General features: G+C 36.3%; 12 protein-coding genes and 1 pseudogene. 5 read left to right on the top strand and 8 right to left on the bottom strand.

The features are described 5' to 3' along the window. From AT685_RS07705 to gap, 4 genes and pseudogenes are all read right to left on the bottom strand, one after another. Nucleotides 1-180 (bottom strand): annotated as a pseudogene (locus tag AT685_RS07705) (rhomboid family protein); the annotation flags it as partial. Nucleotides 181-281: 101 nt separating this feature from the next. Then, complete coding sequence (locus AT685_RS07700; protein WP_072152181.1) at nucleotides 282-1,475, bottom strand: phosphoglycerate kinase; 1,194 nt, start codon at nucleotides 1,473-1,475, stop codon at nucleotides 282-284. Further along, nucleotides 1,472-2,206, bottom strand: coding sequence for a hypothetical protein (locus AT685_RS07695; RefSeq protein ID WP_143713181.1), 735 nt, complete (start codon nucleotides 2,204-2,206; stop codon nucleotides 1,472-1,474). The genes AT685_RS07700 and AT685_RS07695 overlap by 4 nt, the downstream gene beginning before the upstream one ends. A gap of 71 nt (nucleotides 2,207-2,277) precedes the next feature. After that, nucleotides 2,278-3,291 carry a type I glyceraldehyde-3-phosphate dehydrogenase gene (gene gap / locus AT685_RS07690; protein WP_072152187.1) on the bottom strand — a complete coding sequence of 338 codons (1,014 nt, stop codon included), beginning with the start codon at nucleotides 3,289-3,291 and terminating at the stop codon, nucleotides 2,278-2,280. Nucleotides 3,292-3,464: 173 nt separating this feature from the next. Between gap and cutA the strand changes: the two genes are divergently transcribed. The 5 genes from cutA to purM all read left to right on the top strand — a co-directional run bounded on the left by cutA (nucleotide 3,465) and on the right by purM (nucleotide 7,035). Then, on the top strand, nucleotides 3,465-3,794 hold the full coding sequence (cutA, locus tag AT685_RS07685; RefSeq protein WP_072150260.1) for a divalent-cation tolerance protein CutA: 330 nt from the start codon (nucleotides 3,465-3,467) through the stop codon (nucleotides 3,792-3,794). Further along, complete coding sequence (locus AT685_RS07680; RefSeq protein WP_081040642.1) at nucleotides 3,791-4,570, top strand: ABC transporter permease; 780 nt, start codon at nucleotides 3,791-3,793, stop codon at nucleotides 4,568-4,570. The genes cutA and AT685_RS07680 overlap by 4 nt, the downstream gene beginning before the upstream one ends. Further along, nucleotides 4,567-5,598 carry an ABC transporter substrate-binding protein gene (locus AT685_RS07675; RefSeq protein WP_072150262.1) on the top strand — a complete coding sequence of 344 codons (1,032 nt, stop codon included), beginning with the start codon at nucleotides 4,567-4,569 and terminating at the stop codon, nucleotides 5,596-5,598. The genes AT685_RS07680 and AT685_RS07675 overlap by 4 nt, the downstream gene beginning before the upstream one ends. Before the next feature lie 87 nt (nucleotides 5,599-5,685). Further along, complete coding sequence (locus AT685_RS07670; RefSeq protein WP_047133170.1) at nucleotides 5,686-5,973, top strand: 4Fe-4S dicluster domain-containing protein; 288 nt, start codon at nucleotides 5,686-5,688, stop codon at nucleotides 5,971-5,973. Nucleotides 5,974-6,039: 66 nt separating this feature from the next. Next, nucleotides 6,040-7,035, top strand: a complete 996-nt coding sequence (gene purM / locus AT685_RS07665; protein ID WP_072152179.1) for a phosphoribosylformylglycinamidine cyclo-ligase — start codon at nucleotides 6,040-6,042, stop codon at nucleotides 7,033-7,035. Between the two features lie 2 nt (nucleotides 7,036-7,037). Here the strand turns inward: purM and AT685_RS07660 are convergent, their stop codons facing one another. From AT685_RS07660 to AT685_RS07645, 4 genes are read right to left on the bottom strand one after another with little or no spacing between them, the layout of a single operon-like run. Further along, nucleotides 7,038-8,273, bottom strand: a complete 1,236-nt coding sequence (locus AT685_RS07660; protein ID WP_072150267.1) for an MFS transporter — start codon at nucleotides 8,271-8,273, stop codon at nucleotides 7,038-7,040. Between the two features lie 2 nt (nucleotides 8,274-8,275). Beyond that, on the bottom strand, nucleotides 8,276-8,791 hold the full coding sequence (gene nusB, locus AT685_RS07655; protein ID WP_234696270.1) for a transcription antitermination factor NusB: 516 nt from the start codon (nucleotides 8,789-8,791) through the stop codon (nucleotides 8,276-8,278). Nucleotides 8,792-8,844: 53 nt separating this feature from the next. Then, nucleotides 8,845-9,951 carry a Glu/Leu/Phe/Val family dehydrogenase gene (locus tag AT685_RS07650; RefSeq protein ID WP_072150263.1) on the bottom strand — a complete coding sequence of 369 codons (1,107 nt, stop codon included), beginning with the start codon at nucleotides 9,949-9,951 and terminating at the stop codon, nucleotides 8,845-8,847. Continuing rightward, a complete protein-coding gene (locus AT685_RS07645; protein WP_081040641.1) occupies nucleotides 9,948-10,775 on the bottom strand; it encodes an ABC transporter ATP-binding protein in 828 nt (275 codons plus the stop codon). Before AT685_RS07645 ends, AT685_RS07650 begins: the two co-directional genes overlap by 4 nt. Nucleotides 10,776-10,869 lie beyond the last annotated feature (94 nt).

The raw sequence follows: 10,869 nt of genomic DNA, 5'->3' as shown, positions 1-10,869 counted from the left end.
ATTCAGAGCAAAATATCTATAAACATACAAGTAAAGTGGAACTCCCGAGATTCTGAAGTTCAATCCAAAGAACACAAGCAAAATATAAACAAGAACATTTACAACAATAAAATACTTTATCGCCGATGGGAAAAATTTAAAGCCACGGAAAAAGCTTGGTCTATAATACCTATAGCTCATTTAATTAAAGATTTGCTTTTATGTTTTCTTAAAATATACGATGCCTTTTGCAAAATTAAAAACAAACACCCGCCGAAAAATTGATTAGCAAATCGCAATGCTTATTTATCTTGAATAGCAGATATCCCAGGTAGAATTTTACCTTCAAGAAACTCAAGCGATGCACCGCCACCAGTTGAAACATGTGAAACTTTATCAGAAAGCCCAGCTTTTGCAACCGCTGAAGCCGAATCTCCACCTCCAACTATTGTCACCGCCCCTTTCTGTGTTATCTCTGCAAGAAACTTTGCTATCTCAAATGTCCCCTTAGCAAAATTCTCAAATTCAAAAACCCCTAATGGACCATTCCACACAACCATTTTAGCATCTTTTAGAACTTCACAAAACATTTTGATCGTTTCAGTTCCAATGTCAAGTATCATCCAATCTGGTTTAACTTTATCAACTGAAACAACTTCAAAATTAGCATCATTCGCAAATTTGTCAGCAATGACACAATCAACGGGCAAAACGAACTTTACATTTCTTTTTTCTGCTTCATTTAAAATTTCCTTCGCAAAATCAATTTTATCCTCCTCAACGAGTGATTTCCCAACTTCATATCCTTTTGCTTTCAAAAATGTATTCGCCATTCCACCTCCAATTAAAAACGCATCAACTTTTTCCATTAAATTTTTAATCACTTGAATTTTATCTGAAACCTTTGCTCCACCAAGAATTGCAACATAAGGCTTCTCTGGGTTTAGAAGCGCCTTTGAGAGATATTCAACCTCTTTTTGCATAAGATATCCAATTGCTGTCTCTTTGACGAATCTTGCAACGCCTTCAGTTGAAGCATGTGCACGGTGGGCGCTTCCAAAGGCATCGTTTATATAAACATCGGCAATTGAAGCAAGTTCCCTTGCAAAATTTTCATCATTTTTCTCCTCCTCTGGATGAAATCTAACATTTTCAAGTAAAAGAACCTCTCCCTCTTTCAATTCAGCAACCATCTTTTTAACCTCCTCCCCAACACAATCAGGTGCGAACTTCACGGGCATGTTAAGCAATTTTGAAAGATGTTCAGCAACGGGTTTCAAACTATATTTCGGATCAAATCCACCCTTCGGTCTTCCAAGATGGCTTATTAAAATTACTTTACCACCTTCCGAAATAATTTTCTTTATCGTTGGGAGCGATTCCCTTATCCTTGTGTCATCAGAAACCTTTCCAGACTCAATTGGGACATTAAAATCAACTCTGACTAGAACTCTTTTACCTTTAAGGTGCAAATCATCAATTGTTACCTTTCTCATGGTGCTTCGCCAATTTTATTTTTAAATGTGAATCTACCTGTTTCATAAATTACTTTCGCCGTCCCTAACTTAACAAACAAAACTTTAGGGAAAACCTGAATCTCATTTCTCACTGGAAGATAAACTCCCCCGTAACCTGCAATATCAAGAAATTGTTTGCTTTGATTTTTTCCGACCCTCTTTGATTGATAAATTATATCATATTCACATCTAACGGGGAAATTATTTTCCCTTTCAATCAAAATTATTCCATTCCCCTCTGAACCTATGCTATCATTTTTGACTTTGAAGTCAACCCCGAGCACATAGCAATCTTTGCCGTTGTATTTTTCAATTCCCTTGAGTTTGAAATCTATTTTTTTATCGGTTGAATTTTCCGACAGCCGAAGAAATGGAAAAACAAGATTTTTAATTTTTAAATTTTCTCCTTCTCTAATTTTCTCAATCCGCTTTGCTATAGCCAAACTTTGCGAATCAACCTTCTCTGGGTTTGAAATAAGCCTTCTCTCTTTTATTTCTCCCCTATCAAACTTCACATCATATAAAAACTCATAATTTCCCTTCTTCACAGTCATATCATAATTCAGCACAACCTTAAGTTTGAACTCGCCAGACAGTGATTCAATTTTTTTATCATTTTCTTCAATTGCCACAACTGCTTTATTAAAAATTTCATTAGCATTTTGAGCAAAAACGAAATTCACAAACATGACAAAGATAATAATTAACATAAAACCCCCTGAATTATTTAAAAATAAACCCTCCCCCAAAACCAATTGAGGGAGGGATGACTTAACAACTGTCAATCACCCATCATCCTTGCAATCTTCCTTGTGAGATCAACAACCCTGCATGAGTAACCCCACTCGTTATCATACCATCCAACAACTTTAACAAGATTTCCACCCATAACCATAGTTGACTTTGCATCAAAGATGCACGAATGCGGGTTCCCAATTATATCGCTTGATACAATTTCATCTTCGGTATATTCAAGTATTCCCTTCAGATAAGTTTCGCTTGCTTCTTTAAATGCCTTATTAACTTCATCAACGGTCACCTCTTTGTCAAGTTCAGCAACGAAATCAGTCACAGATCCATCTGGCACGGGAACACGAAGTGCAAAGCCATGAAGTTTCCCGTTTAATTCAGGTATGACTTTACCAACCGCCTTTGCTGCACCTGTTGTTGTTGGGATTATTGACATCCCAGCTGCTCTTGCCCTTCTCAAATCTTTATGTGGCAAATCAAGGACACGCTGGTCATTTGTGTAAGCGTGAACAGTTGTCATCAAACCTTTCCTAACCTTGAAATTGTCATGCAAAACCTTAACCATCGGCGCAAGGCAGTTTGTTGTGCAGGACGCATTTGAAACAATCACATCATCTGGAGTCAATATGTTATCATTCACCCCAAGAACTATCGTTTTTTCAACCCCATCTGCAGGTGCTGTGATTATAACTTTCTTCGCACCTGCCTGAATATGTTTTTCTGCATCGGATTTTTTTGTAAATAGCCCTGTTGATTCAATCACAATATCAACACCCAAATCCTTCCACGGCAATTGAGCTGGATCTTTAATGGCAAGAACTTTAATCTTTTTACCGTTAACAATTAACTCATTATCCGTATACTCAACAGTCCCAGGGAAACGACGATGAATTGAATCGTATTTTAAAAGGTGCGCAAGCGTTTTTGTGTCAGTGATATCGTTTATAGCTACAAATTCAAGATCATCAACATTATTTTGAACAGCAGCTCTGAAAACAAGTCGTCCAATTCTTCCAAATCCGTTGATTCCAACTCTTACTGCCATTTTATACCTCCTGATTTTGATTTTAATTTTTAAACTCATTCAAATTTAAACAGAGCCCGTTTAAAAAACAACTACATTATGCGAAAAATCATTAAACTGAAAAACTCAAAGATAACTTGAACTTGTCACCATAAGTTTATATCTTTTTTAAAAAAAATACCAAAACTAAAGCCATGACTGATTACATCGTTGTTTTGATAACAACTCCAAATGTAATTGAGGCAAGAAAGATTTCAAAAACGCTCGTGGAAGAAAAACTTGCTGCATGTTGTAATGTAATTGAAAAAGTTAACTCAATTTATTTCTGGCAAAACAACATTGAAGATGATTTTGAATCACTTATCATAATTAAAACCAGAAAAGATGTTTTCCCCGAACTTGTAAAGCGTGTAAAAGAATTACACAAATATACAGTTCCCGAAATCATAGCAATTCCAATAATTGAAGGCTCTGACTCGTATTTAAACTGGATTGATGAGACCGTAAAGCAAACTGAAAAATGAAAATGAAAAAGGCTGGTGATTTAATTTTCAAAATCTATATTTTTAGCGTTTATGCCTTCCTTTATATGCCAATTTTTGTTTTGATCATCTTATCATTCAACGCATCACGATGGACAACTATTTGGGAAGGTTTCACACTTCAATGGTATATCAAACTTTTAAATAACAAGATTTTGTTGAATTCATTAAAAAATAGCCTTATTATCGCACTTATCTCAACACTTACTTCAACCACGCTTGGAACCATCGGAGCCATAGGATTGAGAAAGGTTGATTTCAAATTTAAGGAAAGTTTCAAAGTTTTAATCTATCTTCCAATTATAATTCCAGAGATTGTCCTCGCTGGGGCACTGCTTAGTTTTTTCGGGTTTGTTAAAATAACCCTCTGGTTTACAACAGTTATAATAGCACACATCGTTTTCAGCATATCTTATGTCATCCTAATAGTTCTCGCAAGGATACAAAACATTGAAAAGGAAATTGAGGAATCAGCACTTGATCTTGGAGCGAATGAATTTGAAGTTTTCAGAAGGATTACACTTCCTCTTCTTTTCCCAGCGATAATTTCTTCTGCCCTTATCGTATTTACGCTTTCAATTGACGATTATCTTATAACATCTTTTGTCGCAGGTGTTGCATCAACAACGCTCCCTTTGCAAATCTATTCAATGTTAAGAACAAGCGTAACCCCGGAGATAAACGCTATCTCAACGCTAATGCTCATAACTACGACAGTGGCAATAATTTTATCACAAAGGTTGATGTTGTCAAAATGAGAAAAGAAATTTTATTTTCAATTTTCATTTTAATCACTGGTCTCATTTTTATCTCATGCTCTGGAAACAAAAATAAAGTTAATGTCTATATCTGGTCAGATTATCTACCGCAAGATGTCATTGAAGAATTTGAAAGGGAAACAGGAGTGAAGGTTAATCTTGATACCTACGATTCCAACGAAGCTTTGCTTGAAAAGTTACAAACAGGGGTTAGCAGATATGATGTCGTCGTCCCATCAGATTACATGGTTCAAATACTTATTCATCAAAACCTTCTTCGGGAGATTGACAAAAGCAAAATTCCAAATCTAAAAAATGTAAATTCAAGGTTTTTAAATCTTGAATATGACCCCGAAAACAGATTTTCAATCCCATTCTTCTGGGGAACAACTGGATTAGCATACCGAAAAGATAAACTTGGCAAACTACCCGAAACATGGAAAATTCTTTTTGATGAGAAATATAAAGGGAAAATTTTAATGCTTGACGATATGAGGGAATGTTTTGCTGTAGCTTTAAAACTTCTCGGGTATTCAATAAATGAAACAGACACATCAATTCTTTTAAAGGCAAAAGAACTTCTAATGGCTCAGAAAAAACTTGTTAAACAATATAACAGTTCTGGTTTTGACCAGGCAATTTTATCGGGAGATGTATGGATTGCGCACGGGTGGAGCGGTCAACTTGTGAAAATTTCGGAATACGATTCAAACATTGTTTATGTTCTACCTGAAGAAGGAGGAACTCTCTGGATTGATAACCTTGCAATCCCGAAATCAGCTGAAAATATTGAAAATGCTCATCTTTTCATTAATTTTCTCCTTAAGCCAGAGATAAGCGCAAGAGTAAGCGAATTTTCTGGTTACGCAACTGTAAATGATTCAGCTAAAAAGTTTATAAACCCCAAATATCTGACAAAACAAAGATATCCGGACGAAGAAATGCTTAAAAATTTTGAATTGATGAAAGACCTCGGACCCGTTACAAGAATCCTTGATAGATTTTGGACGGAGATAAAATCACAATGAAACGATTTGACAAAAGTCAATTTTTATGAAATTTCTTATTCTTAAATTTTAATCGCATAATTCAAAAACAAAATCAGGAGAACCTCAATGGCGTATATCATTGCAGAACCCTGCGTTGGGGTTTGCGACACTGCCTGCGTTCAAGTTTGCCCAGTTAATTGCATCTATGGTCCCGAAGGTTATGATGTTACGAATGAAGAACATCTGAAAGAGATGAGAGAGAAAAAGATGCAGCTTTATATTCACCCTCAAGAGTGCATTGATTGCGGTGCTTGTCAGCCAGAGTGTCCAGTTGAAGCGATATTCCCAGAAGCAGAGGTGCCAGAGAAATGGCAACAATATATTAGAATTAACTACGAGAGATTCGGATTGTAATCTCAAAAAAGCCCGACCTCTTTACGGTCGGGTTTTTTGTTTTTAATAAAATTTTATACCAAGGTTATGAAAACTTATAAAGATGCAGGGGTTGATATTGAAAAAGCTGAATTACTCATTGAAAAAATAAAGCCAACTATAAGAAAAACATTCAACGAGCGAGTCCTCACAGATATTGGCTTATTCGGGGCTTTTTACGATGCGAAATTTGACGAATTTAAACATCCAGTTCTTGTCTCAAGCACCGACGGAGTAGGGACAAAGCTTAAAATTGCGTTTCTTACAAATAAGCATGACACAGTAGGACAAGATCTTGTCAATCACTGTGTAAATGATATTCTTGTCTGCGGTGCAAAACCGCTTTTTTTCCTTGATTACTTTGCTACTGGTAAGTTGCAAATTGATGTTGCCGAACAAGTCATTTTCGGGCTCGCAAAAGCATGCGAAGAAAATAACTGTGCCTTGGTTGGCGGAGAAACCGCTGAAATGCCAAATTTTTATCAAGACGGTGAATACGACCTCGCTGGAACAATTATCGGAATTGTTGAAAAAGAAAAAATCATAAAAGGCGACAAAGTCAGAAAAGGCGATATTCTCATAGCACTTCCATCCACAGGACTTCATACAAATGGATATTCGCTTGCAAGAGCTGTATTACTCAAACAATTTAGAATAGATGAATTCATTCCCGAATTGAATACAACCCTTGGCGAAGAACTCCTCAAGATCCATCGCTCATATCTTAAACCAGTTTCACAACTACTTGACAAGTTTGAAATACATGCAATGGCACACATAACAGGCGGTGGAATTATCGGCAATACAAAAAGAGTTATCCCAGAAAAACTGAAGATAAAAATTGACTGGAAATCATGGGAAAGACCGCCTATTTTTAAACTCATCCAGAAACTTGGCAATGTCCCGGAGGAAGATATGAGGCGAACCTTTAACCTCGGGGTTGGGTTAGTTCTAATAGTGGACAAAAACGATGCCGATAAAATTATCAACGAATTAAAATCAATTAACGAAAATCCATTTACAATTGGGGAAATAACCGAATAAAATCACCCACTGAATTTTTCCTCCTTTACCCTTTGCAAAAAGATTAAACCTGCGATAAAGAAGAGAGCAACAGATATAACCGCTATCCTTTGACTTCCCGTAACTGATGAAACGAGCCCAAAGACAAGCGGACCAAGTATTGCTGAGGATTTTCCGAAGAAGGAATAAAATCCGAAAAATTCCGTCTTCTTTTCAGGTGGAATTATCTTTGACATCAAGCTTCTACTTGTTGATTGTGAAGAGCCCATGGCTGAGCCAGCGATAAAGCCAATAATGTAAAAGCTTACTTTATCATCGCAAAAATATGCCCCAACAGCAGTTGCAACCCACATTAAAAGAGTTATGCTTAATGTTTTCTTCTGTCCAATGCTATCTGCAATTATACCAAATATCACAGAACCAAGTATTGCTGTTGATTGAACGGATAGAAAAAATGTTAATATCTCCACGAGTGAAAAGTTTAAGGTATGTCTTGCAAAAATTGAAGCAAAGATTATCACTGTGTTTATCCCATCCGCATAAACAAAATAAGAAATAAGAAATCTTCCAATGTTTTTATATTTTGCTATATTTTGAAATGTTGACTTTACCCGTTCAATCCCGATTTTGAAATATGAAACTTTTTCAACCGATTTAAATTTTTTTTCTTTTATCACAATGAAAAAAGGAAGCGAAAACAAAAAAAAGAACATAGATGCGACAACGAAACTTAATCTAACATTTATCATATTTTCAGGTGTAAATTCCCCCTTTAAAAATGGATAAGCGATAAGCAAAGAAATGAACGAGCCAACATAACCCATTGCAAAACCATAACCCGAAACCCTTCCGTAACTTCTTTCACTTGTTATCTCTGGAAGGAAAGCATCATAAAAAACAAGCCCTCCCTCAAACCCAATGTTTGCAAGCACAAGTAAAATCATGCCCAAAAGCACATCTCCATGCTCAACGAAAAACATCAATCCAGTTGATAAAACGCAAAGATATGTAAAAATTAAAAGAAAAAATTTCTTATTTGAACTATAATCCGCAATCGCTCCAAGAAATGGTGAGATAAAAGCAACTATGAACATTGAGATACTGAAAGCAACTCCCCAGAGGAAATCCCCAACCTCAGAGTTACCGGTCACAATTTCCCTAAAATAAACGGAATACGCCGTTGTTAAAATTAAAACAGAAAAAGATGTGTTAGCAAAATCAAACAATGTCCAAATGAAAATTTTAAATCTATTCCCCACATTCAATTCCCTTCTTTTCTCAAACTTTTATCAATCAATCCCCTGCCGTGTTTATAAAGTTGCCCAGTCTCTTTAAGTTCATTATAAATCGCATCAAGAACGCCGTTCACAAATTTCCCACTTCTTTCAGTGCTGAACTTTTTAGCAAGTTCAATTGCTTCATTTATTGTCACCTTCGGTGGAATTTCAGGGAAATACCTCAATTCACAAGCCCCCATTCGCAGAACAATTTTATCAATCAAAGCAAGCCGATCAACTTCCCAATTTTTTATCTTTTTTGCGATCATCTTGTCAAGTTCCTCAACATGCTCAATTACACTTAAAAACAACGCTTTACCAAATTCGTAATTTTCCCTGTCCGATTGAAATTCAGAAAAAAGGTCTGAAAGTATAAATTCAGGTGAATTCCCGGAAAGTTCATAAGCATACAACATTTGTAAAACTCTTTCACGAATTAACCTTCTTTTAAAAGCCACCTCTTCAGGTTTGCTATTTGGTATTTCTGTTCCTATATGCAAATCCTTTTTATAATTTTAAAAAACCCGCCCCAAAAAGCGGAGCGGGCATCTTTTTATCTGTGATATCTTCTTTCAAGAGATGCTTTCGTTGTGTCAAGCGAGATTTTCTTAATTTTCAAAGCGCTCATAATCCTTTCCTCAGCTATTCTTGCCGAGGCGACATGCGTTGGGATATTTTCCCTCTTTGATACTTCAAAAACTTTCATCAAAGTATCATAAATTCCTTCTGCTTTTTTCATTGCATGCTCCTTATTATAGCCTTCAACCTCTCTTCCGACATTAATTAAACCACCAGCATTTATTACATAATCTGGGGCATAAAGAATCCCTTTCTCCATAAGCATTCTATCATGCTTATCTTCATCAAGCAACTGATTATTGGCGCCACCTGCAATTATTTTAAACTTGAATCGTGGGATTGTATCATCATTTATTATACCGCCAAGAGCGCACGGCGCAAAAATATCTGCATCAATATCGTAGATTTTATCAGGTTCAACAAACTCAGCTTTATACTCACCAACGCATTGTTTAACTTTCTCGGGTATGATGTCGGTTATATAAATTTTTGCGCCATCTTTTGCAAGATGCTGACATAAAAATCTTCCAACTTGTCCAGCCCCTTGAATTGCGACTTTTTTACCAGCAAGTGATTCATTTCCGAAAACTTCTTTAACACATGCTTTAATCCCAACATAAACTCCATAAGCTGTAACTGGGGCTGGGTTTCCGCTCCCACCAAGTGATTCAGGGATACCTGTGACATATTTTGTTTCAGAATAAATCCATTCCATAACTTTTTCATCTGTTCCAACATCTTCCGCAGTTATATATCTTCCTCCCAAACTTTGAACAAATCTTCCAAACGCTCTAAAAAGTGCTTCGCTTCTTTGGGTTTGCGGATCGCCAATTATAACCGCTTTCCCGCCCCCAAGGTTAAGTCCAGCAACCGCTGCTTTATAAGTCATTGCCTTTGAAAGCCTGAGAACATCAAAAAGTGCATCTTCCTCTTTTTCATATTTCCACATCCTAACCCCACCAAGCGCAGGTCCAAGAACTGTGTTATGAATTGCTATTATCGCTTTCAATCCAGTTGAATCATCATAGCAAAACACAACTTGCTCGTGCCCCTGCTTTTGAATAAGTTCAAAGATATTCATATTTCTGCTCCTTTTTGGTTTTTGAATTTATCAACAAATTGCCCGATTTTGTCGGGCATAAGGTTAACCCTTGGCTTTCCAGTTATTGGATTCACATCAATAAAAACATCTGTCCCATAAGCATTTTTAATGTTTTGCTCAGTTAATACAACATCGGGTTTGCCAACAGCAAAGATTTCTCCCTTTGACAAAAGTATGATCTTATCGCTGTATAAAGAAACAAGATTTAAATCGTGAGAGACAGAAATAACTGTTATATTTCTTTCTTTTACAAGTATTTTTAAAAGTGAGAATATCTCAATCTGATGCGAGATATCAAGATGTGCATTTGGCTCATCAAGCAAGATAACTTTTGGCTGTTGTGCAAGCGCCCGTGCTATCAAAACCATCTGCCTTTCCCCAAGAGATAAAGAAGTAACCGGTTTATCCGCAAGATCCTTTATATTCGTTAACTCCATTACTTCAAACGCTACTTTAAGATCTTCCTTTTTTTCAAACCCAATTCCCCGAAGATGCGGAGTTCTCCCCATCAAGACAACTTCCAGCACAGTATACGGAAAAGGAAAGAAATTATCCTGCGGAACAAAGCCAATTATCTTAGCCAACTCGTTCAATGAATATGAATTTATGTTCCGACTGAAAATCATAACTTCCCCCTTCTTCGGAATGAGAAGACGCATTAAAATTTTAAGAAGTGTCGTTTTCCCCGAACCATTAGGACCGATTAAGCTTACAAACTCTCCCTCCTCAACTTCAAAACTTATATTTCTAAGAACGATTTCTCGCTCATAGGCAAAACATATGTTGTTAACTTTAACAGCCATGATTTTCAATATTCATTGTAATTTCATCAAAAATTTAACCAAAAAAAGGCAATTTTGCAACCCTGACCAAAGCCCCAGAGAAATCACTCTGACT

It is taken from the genome of Candidatus Kryptobacter tengchongensis (assembly GCF_001458555.1).
Lineage (GTDB): Bacteria > Bacteroidota > Ignavibacteria > Kryptoniales > Kryptoniaceae > Kryptonium > Kryptonium tengchongense.
Note: the sequence above shows the minus strand (reverse complement) of the source record. Positions and strands in the feature narration are given on the sequence as shown.

What these genes read in the sequence shown, in the direction of transcription:
- AT685_RS07680 (WP_081040642.1), top strand. Translation starts at nt 3,791, where the DNA reads ATGAAAATGAAAAAGGCTGGTGATTTAATTTTCAAAATCTATATTTTT.
- gap (WP_072152187.1), bottom strand. Translation starts at nt 3,291, where the DNA reads ATGGCAGTAAGAGTTGGAATCAACGGATTTGGAAGAATTGGACGACTT.
- cutA (WP_072150260.1), top strand. Translation starts at nt 3,465, where the DNA reads ATGACTGATTACATCGTTGTTTTGATAACAACTCCAAATGTAATTGAG.
- AT685_RS07670 (WP_047133170.1), top strand. Translation starts at nt 5,686, where the DNA reads ATGGCGTATATCATTGCAGAACCCTGCGTTGGGGTTTGCGACACTGCC.
- purM (WP_072152179.1), top strand. Translation starts at nt 6,040, where the DNA reads ATGAAAACTTATAAAGATGCAGGGGTTGATATTGAAAAAGCTGAATTA.
- AT685_RS07700 (WP_072152181.1), bottom strand. Translation starts at nt 1,475, where the DNA reads ATGAGAAAGGTAACAATTGATGATTTGCACCTTAAAGGTAAAAGAGTT.
- AT685_RS07650 (WP_072150263.1), bottom strand. Translation starts at nt 9,951, where the DNA reads ATGAATATCTTTGAACTTATTCAAAAGCAGGGGCACGAGCAAGTTGTG.
- AT685_RS07695 (WP_143713181.1), bottom strand. Translation starts at nt 2,206, where the DNA reads ATGTTAATTATTATCTTTGTCATGTTTGTGAATTTCGTTTTTGCTCAA.
- AT685_RS07645 (WP_081040641.1), bottom strand. Translation starts at nt 10,775, where the DNA reads ATGGCTGTTAAAGTTAACAACATATGTTTTGCCTATGAGCGAGAAATC.
- AT685_RS07675 (WP_072150262.1), top strand. Translation starts at nt 4,567, where the DNA reads ATGAGAAAAGAAATTTTATTTTCAATTTTCATTTTAATCACTGGTCTC.